Origin of the sequence: Streptomyces sp. NPDC048196 (assembly GCF_040652715.1) — a bacterium.
Classification (GTDB): Bacteria; Actinomycetota; Actinomycetes; order Streptomycetales; family Streptomycetaceae; genus Streptomyces; species Streptomyces siderophoricus.
This window is the reverse complement of sequence record NZ_JBEZMM010000018.1, coordinates 19,467-35,769: the sequence shown is the minus strand read 5'-3', so window position 1 is coordinate 35,769 and position 16,303 is coordinate 19,467. Positions and strand designations below refer to the sequence as shown.

At 73.3% G+C, this 16,303-nt stretch carries 16 protein-coding genes and 1 pseudogene; 8 read left to right on the top strand and 9 right to left on the bottom strand.

Annotated elements, in window-relative coordinates:
• Nucleotides 1-21: 21 nt before the first annotated feature.
• Together AB0E02_RS19435 and AB0E02_RS19430 are read left to right on the top strand one after the other, a co-directional pair.
• Complete coding sequence (locus AB0E02_RS19435) at nucleotides 22-1,149, top strand: magnesium and cobalt transport protein CorA (protein ID WP_362140954.1); 1,128 nt, start codon at nucleotides 22-24, stop codon at nucleotides 1,147-1,149.
• A 161-nt stretch (nucleotides 1,150-1,310) separates the two neighbouring features.
• Entirely contained in the window at nucleotides 1,311-1,853 is a 543-nt protein-coding gene (locus AB0E02_RS19430; RefSeq protein ID WP_362140952.1) for a hypothetical protein, read from the top strand.
• A 36-nt stretch (nucleotides 1,854-1,889) separates the two neighbouring features.
• Here the strand turns inward: AB0E02_RS19430 and AB0E02_RS19425 are convergent, their stop codons facing one another.
• On the bottom strand, nucleotides 1,890-2,660 hold the full coding sequence (locus AB0E02_RS19425; RefSeq protein WP_362140950.1) for a hypothetical protein: 771 nt from the start codon (nucleotides 2,658-2,660) through the stop codon (nucleotides 1,890-1,892).
• A gap of 199 nt (nucleotides 2,661-2,859) precedes the next feature.
• On the opposite strand from AB0E02_RS19425, the gene AB0E02_RS19420 reads away from it, so the two are divergent.
• From AB0E02_RS19420 to AB0E02_RS19410, 3 genes and pseudogenes are all read left to right on the top strand, one after another.
• Nucleotides 2,860-4,173 carry a CBS domain-containing protein gene (locus AB0E02_RS19420; RefSeq protein ID WP_362140948.1) on the top strand — a complete coding sequence of 438 codons (1,314 nt, stop codon included), beginning with the start codon at nucleotides 2,860-2,862 and terminating at the stop codon, nucleotides 4,171-4,173.
• Nucleotides 4,163-4,742, top strand: a pseudogene (locus tag AB0E02_RS19415) (DUF1003 domain-containing protein); the annotation flags it as partial. The gene AB0E02_RS19420 and the pseudogene AB0E02_RS19415, both read left to right, overlap by 11 nt.
• 45 nt (nucleotides 4,743-4,787) lie before the next feature.
• Complete coding sequence (locus AB0E02_RS19410) at nucleotides 4,788-5,945, top strand: P-loop NTPase (protein ID WP_362141083.1); 1,158 nt, start codon at nucleotides 4,788-4,790, stop codon at nucleotides 5,943-5,945.
• Between the two features lie 299 nt (nucleotides 5,946-6,244).
• Here AB0E02_RS19410 and AB0E02_RS19405 read toward each other — a convergent pair whose 3' ends face one another.
• From AB0E02_RS19405 to sigE, 5 genes are all read right to left on the bottom strand, one after another.
• Complete coding sequence (locus AB0E02_RS19405; RefSeq protein WP_362140946.1) at nucleotides 6,245-6,889, bottom strand: hypothetical protein; 645 nt, start codon at nucleotides 6,887-6,889, stop codon at nucleotides 6,245-6,247.
• A gap of 120 nt (nucleotides 6,890-7,009) precedes the next feature.
• Nucleotides 7,010-7,492 carry a sec-independent translocase gene (locus AB0E02_RS19400; RefSeq protein WP_362140944.1) on the bottom strand — a complete coding sequence of 161 codons (483 nt, stop codon included), beginning with the start codon at nucleotides 7,490-7,492 and terminating at the stop codon, nucleotides 7,010-7,012.
• Nucleotides 7,493-7,608: 116 nt separating this feature from the next.
• A complete protein-coding gene (locus AB0E02_RS19395; RefSeq protein ID WP_362140942.1) occupies nucleotides 7,609-9,927 on the bottom strand; it encodes a trypsin-like peptidase domain-containing protein in 2,319 nt (772 codons plus the stop codon).
• Nucleotides 9,928-10,048: 121 nt separating this feature from the next.
• A complete protein-coding gene (locus AB0E02_RS19390; RefSeq protein WP_362140940.1) occupies nucleotides 10,049-10,987 on the bottom strand; it encodes a zf-HC2 domain-containing protein in 939 nt (312 codons plus the stop codon).
• Nucleotides 10,984-11,751 carry an RNA polymerase sigma factor SigE gene (gene sigE, locus AB0E02_RS19385; protein WP_362140938.1) on the bottom strand — a complete coding sequence of 256 codons (768 nt, stop codon included), beginning with the start codon at nucleotides 11,749-11,751 and terminating at the stop codon, nucleotides 10,984-10,986. The genes AB0E02_RS19390 and sigE overlap by 4 nt, the downstream gene beginning before the upstream one ends.
• Before the next feature lie 175 nt (nucleotides 11,752-11,926).
• Here sigE and AB0E02_RS19380 point away from each other — a divergent pair, with 175 nt between their 5' ends.
• The gene (locus AB0E02_RS19380) at nucleotides 11,927-12,610 is read left to right on the top strand and encodes an O-methyltransferase (protein ID WP_362140936.1); all 684 of its coding nucleotides are present in this window, start codon (nucleotides 11,927-11,929) and stop codon (nucleotides 12,608-12,610) included.
• Between the two features lie 250 nt (nucleotides 12,611-12,860).
• Here AB0E02_RS19380 and AB0E02_RS19375 read toward each other — a convergent pair whose 3' ends face one another.
• Nucleotides 12,861-13,028: a DUF3117 domain-containing protein gene (locus tag AB0E02_RS19375; protein ID WP_003985072.1), complete on the bottom strand. Its 168-nt coding sequence runs from the start codon at nucleotides 13,026-13,028 to the stop codon at nucleotides 12,861-12,863.
• A 325-nt stretch (nucleotides 13,029-13,353) separates the two neighbouring features.
• Between AB0E02_RS19375 and AB0E02_RS19370 the strand changes: the two genes are divergently transcribed.
• Nucleotides 13,354-14,154: an enoyl-CoA hydratase-related protein gene (locus AB0E02_RS19370; RefSeq protein ID WP_362140934.1), complete on the top strand. Its 801-nt coding sequence runs from the start codon at nucleotides 13,354-13,356 to the stop codon at nucleotides 14,152-14,154.
• 106 nt (nucleotides 14,155-14,260) lie between these two features.
• On the opposite strand, the gene AB0E02_RS19365 is transcribed toward AB0E02_RS19370, so the two are convergent.
• Both AB0E02_RS19365 and AB0E02_RS19360 read right to left on the bottom strand, forming a co-directional pair.
• A complete protein-coding gene (locus AB0E02_RS19365) occupies nucleotides 14,261-14,866 on the bottom strand; it encodes a DNA-3-methyladenine glycosylase I (RefSeq protein ID WP_362140932.1) in 606 nt (201 codons plus the stop codon).
• Nucleotides 14,863-15,306, bottom strand: a complete 444-nt coding sequence (locus tag AB0E02_RS19360) for a DivIVA domain-containing protein (RefSeq protein ID WP_362140930.1) — start codon at nucleotides 15,304-15,306, stop codon at nucleotides 14,863-14,865. The genes AB0E02_RS19365 and AB0E02_RS19360 overlap by 4 nt, the downstream gene beginning before the upstream one ends.
• 91 nt (nucleotides 15,307-15,397) lie before the next feature.
• On the opposite strand from AB0E02_RS19360, the gene folP reads away from it, so the two are divergent.
• Nucleotides 15,398-16,297, top strand: a complete 900-nt coding sequence (folP, locus tag AB0E02_RS19355; protein WP_362140928.1) for a dihydropteroate synthase — start codon at nucleotides 15,398-15,400, stop codon at nucleotides 16,295-16,297.
• The last annotated feature ends 6 nt before the right edge of the window (nucleotides 16,298-16,303 follow it).

Sequence of the window (16,303 nt, the reverse complement as noted above, 5' to 3'; positions counted from 1 at the left end):
GGCCCGTGAAGGAGCCCGCCCATGTCGATGATCCGTGACCTGCGCGCCGCCGTCCGCCCGTCCCGGCGCCGCGACGACGCCCCGTACCGTTCCGAGAGCAACGCCCCGGCCTGCGCCAACAGCGCCATCGTCGACTGCGGGGTGTACCGCGAGGGCCGCCGGGTGAGCGACCACGTCACCCCGGCCGAGGCGATGGCCTCCGTACGCACCGACGGGGGTTTCATCTGGGTCGGGCTGCACGAGCCCACCGAGGCCGAATTCGCCGGTATCGCCAAGGAGTTCGGGCTGCACCCGCTCGCCGTCGAGGACGCCGTGCACGCCCACCAGCGGCCCAAGCTGGAGCGCTACGACGACACGCTGTTCACGGTCTTCAAGACCGTCCACTACGTCGAGCACGCCGAGCTGACCGCCACCAGCGAGGTCGTGGAGACCGGCGAGGTGATGTGCTTCACCGGCCGGGACTTCATCGTGACCGTGCGGCACGGCGGCCAGGGCTCGCTGCGGGCGCTGCGGCATCGGCTGCAGGACGACCCGGAGCTGCTGGCCAAGGGGCCGTCGGCGGTCCTGCACGCGATCGCCGACCAGGTGGTCGACGGCTACATGGCGGTGGCCGGCGCGGTCCAGGACGACATCGACGAGGTGGAGATCGACGTCTTCAGCTCGGGCACCAACGGCAAGGGCATCGGCACCAAGAGCTCCGCGAAGGGCGGCGACGCCGGGCGGATCTACCAACTCAAGCGCGAGGTACTGGAGTTCAAGCGCGCGGTGTCGCCGCTGCTGCGGCCGATGCAGCTGCTCAGTGAGCGGCCGATGCGGCTGGTCGACTCCGACATCCAGAAGTACTTCCGGGACGTCGCCGACCACCTCGCGCGGGTCAACGAGCAGGTGCTGTCCTTCGACGACCTGCTCAACTCGATCCTGCAGGCCAACCTCGCGCAGGCCGCGGTGGCGCAGAACGAGGACATGCGCAAGATCACGGCCTGGGCGGCGATCTTCGCGGTGCCCACGATGATCGCCGGCATCTACGGCATGAACTTCACCTACATGCCGGAGCTGAAGTGGAAGTACGGCTATCCGGCGGTCCTGGTCGTCACCGTCGCCATCTGCGTCGGCATCCACCGCGGCTTCAAGCGGAACGGGTGGCTGTGACGGCTGCCCGCGCGGCGGACACGGCCGGGGGCACGGGGGTCGTCCCCCGGAGGACACAGCAAGAGGAACGGGTGGCTGTGACGAGGGGGCTGTGACGCAGCCGCGTTCCACCAGCTGGGCGGGCCCCGGTGGGTTCCGTCCGGCCCATTAGGCTGAGCCGTATGACGGAGACCGTGTCGCAGGCCCTGCAGGATCGGGCGCTCATCGAGGAGGCCACGAAGAAGTCCGGCCTCATCTGGGTGCGGGGTACGACGGGCCCGGCCCGGGCGCTGTGGCACGTCTGGCACGACGGCGCGGCCTGCCTCGTGGGCGACGGCAGCGGCGAGCAGCCGCTGGCGGACCTCGGGCTGACCGACGGCGGCCCGGCGACGGTCACGGTACGCAGCAAGGACAAGGGCGGCCGGCTGGTCGCCTGGCAGGCCAGGGTCGTCGAGGCGGCGCCGGAGAGCGACGCCTGGCACTCCGCCGTCGAGGAGCTGAAGGGCAAGCGGCTCAACGCACCGGACGCGGACACCCTCACCGAGCGCTGGGCGCGCGAGTGCCGGGTGCTGCGGCTGGAGCCGGCGGGCGCCGAGGCCGAGCAGCGGCCCGGCCGGATGCCCGAGGACTCGCACGCCGCGCCGCCGCTGGCGAGCCCCGCGATCACCCGCCGGCCGATCCCGGCGGCGCTGCCGAAGCTGCTGCGCCGCGGCCGTAAGGGCTGACCGGACACCACCGGGCCGCGGCCCGGGCCCGGCCGCTCAGTGCGCGCCGGAGATCTGCGACCCGTAGTCGACGACCTGGTCCTTCGCCGGTGCCTCAAGGTCCACCCGCCGGCCCCAGTCGCCGAACCGGACCACGCCCGCGTCCCCCGCGCGCTGCAGCCGCAGCGGGTACGCCGTGCCCTCCAGGGAGACGTCCAGGACGCCGCCGGCGCCGGCCCCGGCGGCCAGCCGGACGGTGCGGACGCCGCCGACGGTGGAGCGGTCCTTGGCCGTCAGCTTGCCGTGCAGCCCGAGCAGGCTGGCGAGCAGGGTGTCCTTGTCGGTGAAGCCGCTGAATTTCCGGTAGACCGGGTCGGAGGCGGGCACCTTGACGTATTTGCCGCCGAGTTTCTGCGCCGCACCGGACGCGCCGCTCTTCTCGCCCGCCCAGAAGGACGGGTCCGCCTTGAGGTAGAGCGCGTTGCCGACCCGCAGCAGCTGGAAGGCGGCCGCCTTGGTGGTCAGTTCGCCCTTGGCACCGTTCTCGGCCAGGCTCATGTCGAGCTTGTACGTACGGCCCTTGCTGACGACGTTGCCGGTGAGGTGCACCGTGCCGGCGTGCTCGGCGGCGGCCCGGGCCCTGGCCTGGATCTTCGCCGGGGCCAGCTTCGCCACGCCGTTGGTGCCGGCGTCCGGGTCCTCGTCCGCGCCGCAGCCGGCCAGCCCCGCGGCCAGTGCCGCGCAGACCGCCCCCGCGAGCGCGGCGCGCCCCGTACGGCGGGCTCCGGGCAGGCGTCGGGGGCGGGCCCCCGGGGGGATTGCGCTCACGTCGGCTGTGCCTCCTGATGCGGGTGACCTCGACAGCAGTACGGCAGCGTACCTGGGACGTACGGGCGCGTCGGGGGGATGTGTGGCGGTCACCCTACGGCGTCCTCCACCGCGGCGGCGCGGGCCGGGGCGCGTTAGCCTGAACCCGAATTGATGCCTTGTTTCCGGCGAAAACGGGAGAGAAAGGGCGGCGCTCTGCATGGCAGTGGTGACTCCCCGGGTCTTCGTCTCTCACCTCTCCGGCAGTGCCGTCTTCGACCCCAACGGCGACCCGGTCGGCCGGCTGCGGGACCTCGTCGCGCTGCTGCGGGTCGGCGCCCGCCCGCCGCGGCTGCTCGGGCTGGTCGTCGAGGGGATCAGCCGGCGCCGGATCTTCGTGCCGATGACCCGGGTGACCGGTATCGAGTCCGGGCAGATCGTGATCACCGGAGTGATCAACATGCGGCGGTTCGAGCAGCGGGCGTCGGAGACGCTGGTGCTCGGCGAGCTGCTGGACCGGCGGGTGCGGCTGGTGGAGACCGACGAGGAGGCCACCGTCCTCGACATCGGCATCACCCGGCTGCCGGCCCGCCGCGACTGGGAGATCGAGAAGGTCTTCGTCCGCAAGGGCAAGGGCCGGGGCGGGGCGCTGCGTCGCAAGGGGGAGACGCTGACCGTCGAGTGGTCGGCGGTGACCGGCTTCTCGCTGGAGGAGCACGGCCAGGGCGCGGAGAGCCTGCTGGCCACCTTCGAGCAGCTGCGGCCGGCCGACCTCGCCGGCGTGCTGCACCACCTGTCCGCCAAACGGCGCGGTGAGGTCGCCGCGGCGCTGGACGACGCCCGGCTCGCCGACGTGCTGGAGGAGCTGCCGGAGGACGACCAGCTGGAGATCATCGGCAAGCTGAAGGACGAACGGGTCGCCGACGTCCTGGAGGCGATGGACCCGGACGACGCCGCCGACCTGCTCTCCGAGCTGCCGGACGAGGACAAGGAGCGGCTGCTGGACCTGATGCGGCCGGAGGAGGCCGCCGACGTGCGGCGACTGATGTCGTACGAGGAGCGCACCGCGGGCGGGCTGATGACCACCGAGCCGATCGTGCTGCGCCCGGACGCCACGGTCGCCGACGCGCTGGCCCGGGTCCGCGACCCGGACCTCTCCCCCGCGCTCGCCGCCCAGGTCTACGTCTGCCGGCCGCCCGACGAGACCCCGACCGGCAAGTACCTGGGCCTGGTGCACTTCCAACGGCTGCTGCGCGATCCACCGTTCACCCTCGTCAGCTCGATCGTCGACACCGATCTGCCGCCCCTGCCGCCGGACACCCCGCTGCCGGTGGTGACCGGCTATCTGGCGGCGTACAACATGGTCGCCGCGCCGGTCGTGGACGAGAGCGGCGCCCTGCTCGGCGCGGTGACCGTCGACGACGTGCTGGACCACCTGCTGCCGGACGACTGGCGGGAGTCCGAACTGTACGCCGGCGGGGCGGCCGGGCTGACCGGCGCCGGGAGCCGGGCGGAGGCACCGGATGGGCGCTGAGGAGCGGGACAGCGCGCGCGAACGCGCCCGGGCGAACGGCGCCTCGGCGGTGCGGCGCGGCGCCGCCGAACGGTCCCGGGTGCGGCTGGACGTGCCGCGCACGCCGCGCCGGACGTTCCTGCCGGAGTACGACCCGGAGGCGTTCGGGCGGCTGTCGGAGAAGATCGCCCGCTTCCTGGGGACCGGGCGCTTCATCGTCTGGATGACCGTCGCCATCATCGTGTGGATCACCTGGAACGTGACCGCACCGGACCACCTGCGGTTCGACGGCTACCCGTTCATCTTCCTGACCCTGGCGCTGTCGCTGCAGGCCTCGTACGCGGCCCCGCTGATCCTGTTGGCGCAGAACCGCCAGGCCGACCGGGACCGGGTCACCCACGAGCAGGACCGGCAGCGCAACGAGCGGTCGATCGCCGACACGGAGTACCTGACCCGGGAGATCGCGGCGCTGCGGCTGGGGCTGGGCGAGGTCGCCACCAGGGACTGGATCCGCTCCGAACTGCAGGACCTGCTGCGAGATCTGGAGGCGGTGCCGGAGGGCCGCCGCGGAGAGTGACGAACGCGACCGCCGACGGCCTTTCCGGAGGCCGCCTCATGCGCCGTACCATCGGGTCATGGCTCACGAAACTGCCCCCAGCACCCCGAGCGAGGACGCGATCCGCGCCGCGCTCGCGACGGTGAACGACCCCGAGATCCACCGCCCCATCACCGAACTGGGGATGGTCAAATCGGTGGACATCGCGGCGGACGGCGCGGTGGCGGTCGTGGTCTACCTCACCGTCTCCGGCTGCCCGATGCGCGAGACGATCACCCGCAACGTGAGCGACGCGGTCGCCGGGGTCGAGGGCGTCACCGGCGTCCGGGTGGACCTCGAAGTGATGAGCGACGAGCAGCGCAAGGAGCTGGCGGCGTCGTTGCGCGGCGGCACCGCCGAGCGCGAGGTCCCGTTCGCCAAGCCCGGCTCGCTGACCCGGGTCTACGCGGTCGCCTCCGGCAAGGGCGGTGTCGGCAAGTCGTCGGTGACGGTGAACCTCGCCGCGGCGATGGCGGCCGACGGCCTGAAGGTCGGCGTCGTGGACGCCGACATCTACGGCCACTCCGTGCCCCGCATGCTGGGCGCCGACGGCCGGCCCACCCAGGTCGAGAACATGATCATGCCCCCGTCGGCCAACGGCGTGAAGGTCATCTCGATCGGCATGTTCACGCCCGGCAACGCCCCGGTCGTCTGGCGCGGCCCGATGCTGCACCGCGCCCTCCAGCAGTTCCTCGCGGACGTGTACTGGGGCGACCTGGACGTCCTGCTGCTGGACCTCCCGCCCGGCACCGGTGACATCGCGATCTCCGTCGCCCAGCTCGTCCCGAACGCCGAGATCCTGGTCGTCACCACCCCGCAGCAGGCGGCGGCGGAGGTCGCCGAGCGCGCGGGCTCCATCGCCGTCCAGACCCACCAGAAGATCGTCGGCGTGGTCGAGAACATGTCCGGGCTGCCCTGCCCGCACTGCGACGAGATGGTCGACGTCTTCGGCACCGGCGGCGGCGAGCGGGTCGCCGAGGGCCTGACGAAGACCACCGGTACGCAGGTGCCGGTGCTGGGCGCCATCCCGATCGACGTCCGGCTCCGCGAGGGCGGCGACGAGGGCAAGCCGGTCGTGCTGACCGACCCGGACTCCCCCGCCGGCGCGGCCATCCGCGCGATCGCCGGCAAGCTCGGCGGCCGCCAGCGCGGCCTGTCCGGCATGTCCCTGGGGATCACCCCCCGCAACAAGTTCTGACGAGTTCTTACGAGAAAGGGGGCGGGCCCCGGCGGGCCCGCCCCCTTTCCCTTGCCCGCCGCGCTCGGCCGACCCGGTCTCCCGTGCCGGCCGTCAACGCCGCTCAGCCGGCGTACGAGCTGATGTCCTCGACGACGGAAAATCCCAGGCCCGAGGCGTGCGGCCGGCGACCCGGTCACCCGTGCCGGCCGTCAGCGCCGCTCAGCCCGCGTAGGAGCTGATGTCCTCGACGACGGAAAATCCCAGGCCCGAGGCGTGCGGCCGGCGACCCGGTCGCCCGTGCCGGCCGTCAGCGCCGCTCAGCCGGCGTAGGAGCTGATGTCCTCGACGACGGAAAAGCCAAGGCCGTAGGCGCTCATCCCGCGCCCGTAGGCGCCCAGGTGTACCGGCTCCGGGCCGTCGCCCGCCGAGCCGGCCAGGACCCAGCCGTACTCGGACTCGCGGTAGGCGAACGAGGTCGGGACGCCGTCGACCGGGAGCATCAGCTCGCTCCAGGCCCCGCCCCCGAGGTCGTCGGCCAGCTCCCAGGCCAGCATCGTCTGCTGGTCCAGCCAGGCCTGGCGCAGCGTGCGGTCCATCTGGGTCGGCCAGGTGTGGTTGAGCAGGCCGGACCCGGCGAGCCAGGCGGCGGTGGAGACCGAAGTGGCCTCCAGTACGCCGGTGCCGTCGGCGCTGCGCCGGACGGGGCGGCTGGCGACCGTCACCACCACGGCGAACCGCTCGTCCTGCGGGGACTCCACCTTGATCGTGGGCTGCTCACCGTGCCCGGTCGCGCCGTGCTCGACGGTGCCGTCCGCGGCCGCGCCGACCTGCATCAGCCAGCGCGGACCGGTGAACGCCTCGTCGAGGCCGTACCACGGGAACGCGGCCAGCAGATAGCCGTCGGCCTTCCGGCCGACCGTGGCGGGCGCCTCTTGTTCCGCTGTCCGACTCGTCGTCTCCATCTGAGCGGAGCCTCCTTGTTGCCCTGCGTCGTGGGCGGCCCGCCCCCCTCAGGCGACCAAACCCCGGACACCCGGAGCATAGCCATAGGGGTCAATACAGCCCGGGCATACCGGAGTGTGTCAGGTGGCGTCGGCGTCGAACGGCGGACGCTCGTCCGGCTGCCCGTTCACGGGCTTCTTGAGCAGGTCCGGACCGCCTGAGGAGGCCGGCGACTCCTTGGCGAGGGAGATCCCTGAGCCGTTCGGGTGCGCGGCCCCTGAGCCGCTCTCGCGGCTGTGCACGGCGTCGGTGACCTCGGCCATCTCCGTGCGGAAGTCGAAGCCGTTACGGATCTCCTGGAGGTCCTTGAGGCCGTACTCGTCCTTCTCCAGGACGTGCTTGCGGACGAAGTTCTTGGGCTTGAGGTCGTCGAACTCGAAGTCCTTGAAGTCCGGGCCGAGCTCGTTGCGGATGTCCTGCTTGGCGCTGTCGGAGAACTCCCGGATCTTGCGGATGACCCCCATCACGTCCTGGATGACCTTGGGGAGCTTGTCCGGACCGAAGACGAGCACCGCCAGGACGACGATCGCTACCAGCTCTAGGGGTCCTATGTCGAAGAACACCTTGCAGCTCCTTGGGTCATCCGCGGCCTTCGTCGGCCTATGGGCCAGGCCGCCTCTCACCGTACCTGGCCCCGCACGTCGGACGGGAGTCGACCGTGCCAACACCGTGCAAACGATCAACCCGCGGTGGAGGAACCGAGCGTGAGCCGAACGGACCGCTCCTTGCCGTCCCTTTGGAGGGTGAGCGCCAGGGTGTCGCCCGGCCGGTGGCTGCGGATCTTGACGATCAGCTCCTCACCGCTGTGCACCGGGGCGCCGTCCACCGCGGTGATCACGTCACCGGCCCGGATGCCCGCCTTGGCGCCGGGCCCGCCCGGAACGACCGGCGGTTTGCCGCCCTTGCTGTGCGCACTGACCCGCGCCCCGTCGCCGGCGTACTCCATCTCCAGGGTGACGCCGATGACCGGATGGGTCGCCCGGCCGGTGTTGATCAGCTCCTCGGCCACCCGTTTGGCCTGGTTGATCGGTATGGCGAAGCCGAGCCCTATGCTGCCGCCCTGACCGCCGCCGTCCGATCCGCCGCCGCTGTCGGCCGCGCGGATGGCGCTGTTGATGCCGATCACCCGGGCCCGGGCGTCCACCAGCGGACCACCGGAGTTGCCGGGGTTGATGGGGGCGTCGGTCTGCAGCGCGTCGACGTACGAGATGTCGCTGCCGTCGCCCTTCTGGCCGCCCGCGGTGATCGGACGCTGCTTGGCGCTGATGATCCCGGCGGTGACCGTGTTGGCCAGGTCGAACGGTGCGCCGATGGCCACGACCGGGTCGCCGACCTGCACCGAGTCCGAGTTGCCGAGCGGCAGCGGCCGCAGCCCGGTGACGCCCTCGACCTGCACCACCGCGAGGTCGTAGCCGCCGTCCTGGCCGACGACCTTGGCCTTGGCGGTCTGCCCGCCGCTGAACGTGACCGATATCTCGCCGCCGGTCCCGGCCGGTTCGACGACGTGGTTGTTGGTGAGGATGTGCCCCTCGCGGTCGAGCACGAAGCCGGTGCCGGTGCCCTGCTCGGCGTTGCCGCGGACGTGGATCGTGACGACGCCGGGCAGCGCGGCCCGGGCGATCCCGGCGACGCTGTCCGGCTTGCGGCCGCCGGAGTCCCCGGCGGCCTGCGGCAGCTTGATGTCGTTGATCCCGCCGTAACGCTCGACGTACGCGCCGATCCCCCCGCCGACACCGCCCGCGAGCAGCGCCAGCGCCACCGCGCCGGCCACCAGCACACCGCGTGGGGTCCGCCGGGCGGCGGGCGGCGGCAGGGGTCCGCCACCCTGCAGGGGCGCGCGCCACGGGTCGTACTGCTGCCAGGCCCCGTGCGGGGCACCGGGGTGGTCGTGCGCGGGGGCCGGGCCCGGCGGCAGGGCGGCGGCATCCGGCTGCACGGGCGCGCCGGACTCGGCGCCCGGAGGGGCGACCTGACCGGCGGCCGGTCCGGCGGACGGTGCCGGCTGCGCGGGGCCGGTCCCGTCCGGTGCGGCGGGGTGCGGCTGGTCGCCGAGGGCGGCGGCCGGGGGTGCGGCGGGATGCGGGGAGCGGGGCGTACCCGGGTAGCCCGCACCGGGGGCGGCTTGGGCGGCGGGGGCAGCCGGGGCGCCGTACGGGGGCATCGGTCCGGCGGACGGCGGAAGCACGGTGCCGTGCGCGGGGGTCGTCACCGGGCGCTGCACGGGCGGCGCGGGCGCCCAGGGCCCCGGACCGCCGTACGGCGGGGTGCCGTACGGGTCCTCGGCATGCAGCGGCCGACGCTGCGGCGGCGCGCTGGGCGGTGCGCTGGGCGTTTCGGTGGAGACGGACGCCACGGCGGGGGCGGGTGCGGACGCATGGGAGGCCGCGCCCGTCGGCGCCTGGGCACTCTCGGGCGCCGCAGCCGGGGGAACCTGACCGAGCGTCACGGTGGCGGCGCCGGACGGCGCTCCAGCGGGCGGTGCGGGCGCGGTGACCTCGGTGGCCTCGGCACGCACATCGAGCCCGGTGGGGCCGGTGGCTTCGGCGCCGGTACGGTCCTGGGTCTGGGTCTGGGTCTGGGTCTGGGTCTGGGTCTGGGTCTGGGTCTGGGTCTGGGTCTGGGTCTGGGTCTGAGTCTGAGCCTGGCTGGTCGCCTCCGAAGCGGCCGAAGCAGCCGAGGTCAACTCGTCGGCGTTGTCCGGGTGTTCGGCCGGCGGGGCGGCAAGGGGCTCTCCCGGGCCCGCACCCGGCGCCTGCGCGCCCGCGGGCCGCTCCGGGGGACGCACGATCCAGTCCTCCGGCTCCTGCACCGCAGCATCACCGGAGCCGCCGGACATTCCGGGCAGCCCGGACTGCCCCTCGGCCCCCGACGGACCGACCGGGTGGCCGGCGGGCGGACCCGCCGGATGGCCGGCCTCGGCGGATCGCTCCGGGCTCGGGGGGTTTCCCGGGCGGCTCCACCACTTCAGCTTCGGCCCGGCGGCCTTACCGTCGTCCATGCTCTCCCCTACTTCGCCCGCGACCCCGCGGGCCACCACCACCTCGCGGCACGCGCCCGGTCAGGGGTGCGCCGCCCCAGGGGGATTCAACCAGTTCCGCCCGGGGCCGTGCAGCGGGCGGTCAGCGGCGGTCGGCGGCGGGGCCGTTCGCGGCGGAGCCGTGCAGCGGCCGCATCGGCTCCAGCGGGGGCAACGGCGGCGGGTTCTTGCGCACCGGGCCGCTGCCGGCCGCGGCGGTCAGGGGCGAGAGGCGGTACGCCGGGGCCGGGCCGGTCGCGGCGATCAGCGGCGACAGGCCGAAGTGGCCGGCGGGCTGGTCCGGTGTCCACGACACCGACGGGGAGGCGGGCGCGCCACCGACACCGTCCAGGCTCATCGCGCTGGGCGCCGGGGCCAGGGTCGGCGCACCGGACGGGGGCCAGGTGGCCGGCCGGGACCGGGCGGTGGGGACGAACTCCGCGCCGCGCAGCAGGGTCGCGCCGTCCGCCGCCGGGCTGCCGGTGAGCGGGGTGACGGCCGTGCCGCCGCCGTCGGTCCGTCCGCCCGCCGGGTCGACGGCCGCCTCCAGCGGGAGGGCACCGCCGAGCGCGAACGCCGCGAGCGACACCGCACCGGCCGCCGCGAAGGCGAACCGGCGGCGCTGCGCGGGCCGCCCGTCCTCCTGGACACGGAAGCCGCGCGGCCGGGGCTGCGGGGGGACCGCGGCCATGGCACGGCGGGAGTGGTCGTCGGGGACGTAACGGAACGCGCCGCCGCCGCGGGCGAATTCGGCGCGTCCGAGGGCGCCGTTGCCCAGCCGGCTGCCGGGACCGCCGGGGTCACCGCCGGGCAGTTGCGCGAGCCGGGCCAGCAGTCCCTCGGAGGGACCGGGCGGCGCCGCCTCGGCGAACACGCTTTTCAGCCGACGCTGGGCGTCGGCCTCCGCCTTGCACTTCGCGCAGGTCGCGAGATGCGCGAGCACCCGCTCGCGCGCGTCATGCCCCAACTCGCCGTCGACCAGGGCCGCGAGGCGGTCGCCGAGATGCTGCTCGGCGGGGGACGGACCGCCACGGAGGCTCACGCGATCCCGACCTCCCCCGTGGGAACCACGGCCAGCGCCCGCCGCTGCTCGCGCTCCGCGCCGCGCGACGCGGGCGCGCGGTGCTTGAGGGCCTTGCGCAGGTGCGAGCGACCGCGGTGGATCCGGCTGCGGACCGTGCCGAGCTTGACCCCGAGGGTCGCGGCGATCTCCTCGTAGGACAGCCCCTCGATGTCGCACAGCACGACGGCGGCGCGGAACTCGGGCGCGAGGGTGTCCAGCGCCTGCTGGACGTCGGCGTCGAAGTGGGTGTCGTCGAAGTGCTCCTGCGGCGCGGGCTCCTTGCTGGGGAGCTTCTCGGCCGCGTCGTCACCGAGCGCGTCGAAGCGGATACGCTGCCGGCGCCGGACCATGTCCAGGAAGAGGTTGGTCGTGATGCGGTGCAGCCAGCCCTCGAAGGTCCCCGGGGTGTACGTCGACAGCGAGCGGAAGACGCGGACGAACACCTCTTGGGTGAGGTCCTCGGCGTCGTGCTGATTGCCGGAGAGGCGGTAGGCGAGGCGGTAGACCCGTGCGCTGTGCGTGCTGACGATCTCCTCCCAGCTGGGCGGAGTCCACGCCTCCGCATCCGCGTCTGCGGCGAAGGTCGCGGTACGTGCGGAGTCAGCGCGGAAACGGTCAGCAGTGTTTGTCACGGATTTCGGCTCGGCGGACGACCTCTTGAAGCGCCTCAGCACCCCTCGGTCACCCGTCGTGGCCGCACCTCCCCTGGTGGCTCTGGTGGTGTCCAGTAGGGCCCCTACCATATCCACCTCGCCCGTTAGCTCCGGATAAGCAGATTTGACCTGCATTTGGTCCTGCTTCTGGCCTTGATTCGTGTCTCGCGCGGTCTTCACCACTGCGTCCCCCCGTCTTCCCCTTCCCCCTCTTTAACGCCCGGTCCCATCTGCGGGTTCCCGCACGCAGCGGATACAGTCACGGTTGCGTCAACTACGGGGACAGGAGAGGGCCATTACCGGCAACCGGCAGACGAGCTTGGCATTCGCCGAGGCGTACGGCGCCGGGACCATCGACGGCACCACCGAGGCCGCCCTGCGCTGGTCCCGGGACCGCGCACGCGAGGCCGGCGTCCGCACGGTGACCACCGGCACCGGCGCGGCCCTGCGGCTGCTCGCCGCCACCGTCGACGCCAAGGCCGTCGCCGAGATCGGTACCGGCACGGGCGTGTCGGGCACCTACCTCCTGCACGGCATGCGGCCGGACGGCGTGCTGACCACCGTGGACTGCGAGCCCGAGCGGCAGGCCTTCGCCAAGCAGGCGTTCCGCGCCGCGGGTTTCGCCGGCAACCGCGCCCGCTTCATCCCGGGCCGCGCACTGGACGTCCTGCCGCGGCTGGCGGACGGCGGGTACGACCTCGTCTTCTGCGACGGCGACCTGATGGAGTGCCTGGAATACCTCGCTGAATCGTTGCGGCTGCTGCGCCCCGGCGGTCTGGTGTGCTTCGAGGGCGTCTTCGCCGACGGCCGGACGGTGGACTCGGCGGTGCAGCCCGCGGAGGTGCTGCGGCTGCGCGAGCTGCTGCGGGCGGTGCGGGAGAGCACCACGCTGGTGCCGTCCCTGCTGCCGGTCGGCGACGGCCTGCTCTGCGCGGTCAAGCGCGGCTGAGCCCCCCGTCCCCCGCATCACGTCACTCCGGGCCGCGGCCCTCGATCACGCGATCTTCGGGCACGCGGTCTTAGGGCATGCGGTCTTCGGGTATGCGGTGCCGGGGCATGCGAACGGCCCCGGCACGCGGCGCGCCGTCACTGCGCGCCGCCTGCCGGGGCCGGGGTCTCGGCTGGGGGACCGGGCTCACTCGGGCCCGGGCATCCGCCGGTGTCTCACCCTTCTCAGACGGTGACCTTCTCCAGCCTTCTCAGACGGTGACCTTCTCCAGCGCCTCGCCGAGGGCCTTGGCTTCGTCGGGGGTCAGCTCGACGACGAGCCGCCCGCCGCCTTCGAGCGGAACGCGCATGACGATGCCCCGCCCCTCCTTGGTCACCTCGAGCGGGCCGTCACCCGTCCGCGGCTTCATGGCCGCCATGCTCGTTCCCCTTCCTGAAACCAGCTCATCTCAGCCGACGGCCCGGATAGGCACGTGTCACCGGCATCGAACACATTGCTTCCAGGCCATTATCCCGCATCGAACGACCCGATGACCAACATCGGGCAGCATCCCTTCGGCAACTCGCACCCGCAAACCCACCCAATTCGGGGAGCGGGCTGCGATACTTCTCCGCCCGCCGACTCCCGACGCGCCCGCAATCTTTGATGTACGTCACATGCGAACCGCCGATGATCTCCGGCATCCTGAGCGCTGACTGCCCGCCACGGGCAGTGCCGAGCCGCGACGGAGGGGATTCCCAACTATGGCCGACACCGTGCTCTACGACGTGACCGACGGACTCGCGACGATCACACTCAACCGCCCGGACGCGATGAACGCGCTGAACGTCGAGACGAAGGTGCTCCTGCGCGACACGCTCCAGGAGGCCGCGGCCGATCCCGCCGTCCGCGCGGTGCTGCTGACCGCCACCGGGCGGGCGTTCTGCGTCGGCCAGGACCTCAAGGAGCACATCGGCCTGCTGGCCGAGGACCGGGCCACCGGCTCCGGCGGCACCATGAACACCGTGCGTGAGCACTACAACCCGATCGTGACCGCGCTGGCCGGGATGCCCAAGCCGGTGGTCGCCGGGGTCAACGGGGTCGCCGCGGGCGCCGGTGCGGGCTTCGCGCTGGCCGCGGACTACCGCGTCGTCGCCGACACCGCCTCCTTCAACACCTCCTTCGCGGGCGTCGCGCTGACCGCCGACTCCGGGGTGTCCTGGACCCTGCCCCGGCTGATCGGCCACAGCCGCGCCGCCGACCTGCTGCTCTTCCCGCGGTCGATCAGCGCGCAGGAGGCGTACGAGCTGGGCATCGCCAACAAGGTCGTACCGGCCTCCGAGCTGGCCGAGGAGGCCGCGGCGGTCGCCCGCCGGCTGGCCCAGGGGCCGACCGCCGCGTACGCCGCGATCAAGGAGTCGCTGGCCTACGGGGCGGGGCACTCGCTCACCGAGACCCTCGGCAAGGAGGACGAGCTGCAGGGCCGGGCCGGGGCCTCGGAGGACCACCACATCGCGGTCGAGGCGTTCGTGAAGAAGGAGAAGCCGGTCTTCCTGGGCCGCTGACCTCCAGCCGGCCGGCTGGCCGAGCCGGACGGGCCGCCCCGCGGGCCGGGGCCGCCCATCGGCCGGACGGGGACTGCCGGCCGGACACGTCAGCCGGCCGGACGGGTCAGCCGGCCGCCGCCTCCACCGCCGCCCGGACATGGCAGTCCGCCAGATGGTCATTGACCAGGCCGCAGGCCTGCATCATCGCGTACGCCGTGGTCGGGCCGACGAAGCGGAAGCCGCGCTTCTTGAGGTCCTTGGCGAGCGCCGTGGACTCCGGGGTCACCGGCTGTACCTCGCCCACCGTGCGCGGCACCGGGCGGCCGGCCCGGTCGGGGGCGTAGGACCAGATCAGCTCGTCGAGCTCGCCGGGGGCCAGCGCGGCGGCGACCTTGGCGTTGTTGATCGTCGCGGCGATCTTGGCGCGGTTGCGGATGATGCCGGGGTCGGCGAGCAGCCGCTCGGCGTCCGCCTCGGTGAACCGCGCCACCGCCGCGATCTCGAACCCGGCGAACGCGGCGCGGAACCCGGGGCGGCGCCGCAGGATCGTGATCCACGAGAGACCGGACTGGAACGCCTCCAGGCTCATCCGCTCGAAGAGCGCGTCGTCGCCGTGGACCGGCAGGCCCCATTCCGTGTCGTGATAGGCGCGGTAGTCCGCCATCTGCGCGGACTCCATGCCCCACGGGCAGCGCGGGATGCCGTCCGGCTCCGTCACCACACCGCTCATCGGCCCTCCCCCTCTTCCGGGCCGCGCGGCGCCCCGGTCCCGTCCGTGTCCCCCGAGCGGCCGCCGCCGGCCCCCGGTCGGGTCTCCGGCACCGGTCCGGGCGCGGCCGGGCCGTCCTGTATGAGCCCCGGGCCGCCCATCGCCGCGGCGTGCGCCCCGGCCAGCGCGGCCTCCAGCTCGGCGATCCGGGAGTCCCGCTCGGCCAGCTCCGCACCCAGCCGGTCCAGGACCCCGTCGACGTCGTCCATGCGGTAGCCCCGCACGGTCACCGGCAGCCGGACGGCGTCCACGTCGGCACGGCCCAGCGGGCGGTCCACGGGCAGCGGGTCGGACAGCCGGTCCGGCTCCGCGTCCCGCAGGCCACCGCCGTCACCGCCGACGACCACGAGCGTGACCGCGGCGACCACCACGACCATCGCGATCAGCAAGAACCAGAACACGACCAACTCCCCGGACTTGTACCTGCTCCGATCGTGCCATGCGGGTGTGACAGTTAGGGTCGCTCCCGGACCACGGAGAGGAAGTCAGGGAATGCTGCGGCTGGGTAATCGCGAGTTCGGACCGGACGAGCGGGTGATCATGGCGATCGTCAACCGGACTCCGGACTCGTTCTACGACCGGGGCGCCACCTTCCGTGACGAGCCCGCGCTGGCCCGGGTGGAACAGGCGGTGGCCGAGGGCGCCGCGATCATCGACATCGGCGGCGTCAAGGCGGGACCCGGCGAGGAGGTCGGCGCCGAGGAGGAGGCCCGCCGCACGGTCGGTTTCGTGGCCGAGGTGCGCAAGCGGTTCCCCGACGTGGTGATCAGCGTCGACACCTGGCGGCACGAGGTCGGCGAGGCGGTCTGCGAGGCCGGCGCGGACCTGCTCAACGACGCCTGGGGCGGGGTCGATCCGCTGCTGGCCGAGGTGGCCGCGCGGTACGGCGTCGGCCTGGTGTGCACCCACGCCGGCGGGGTCGAGCCGCGCACCCGCCCGCACCGGGTCGGCTACGACGACGTGATGGCCGACATCCTGCGGGTCACCCTCGGACTGGCGGAGCGGGCCGTGGAGTTGGGCGTGCGGCGGGACGCGATCCTGATCGACCCGGGGCACGACTTCGGCAAGAACACCCGGCACAGTCTGGAGGCGACCCGCCGGCTGGACGAGATGACCGCGGCCGTTCCCCAAGCTCTCGGCTTCGCCCGAGCAGGGGATACCCCATTGCCGGTGCTGGTCTCGCTCTCCAACAAGGACTTCGTCGGCGAGACGCTCGACCGGCCGGTCAAAGAGCGGCTGCTGGGCACCCTCGCGACCACGGCCGTCTCGGCCTGGCTGGGTGCCCAGGTCTACCGCGTCCACGAGGTCGCCGAGACCCGCCAGATCCTCGACATGGTCTCCTCGATCGCCGGCCACCGGCCACCGGCGGTCGCCCGCCGGGGCCTGGCCTGAGGGACG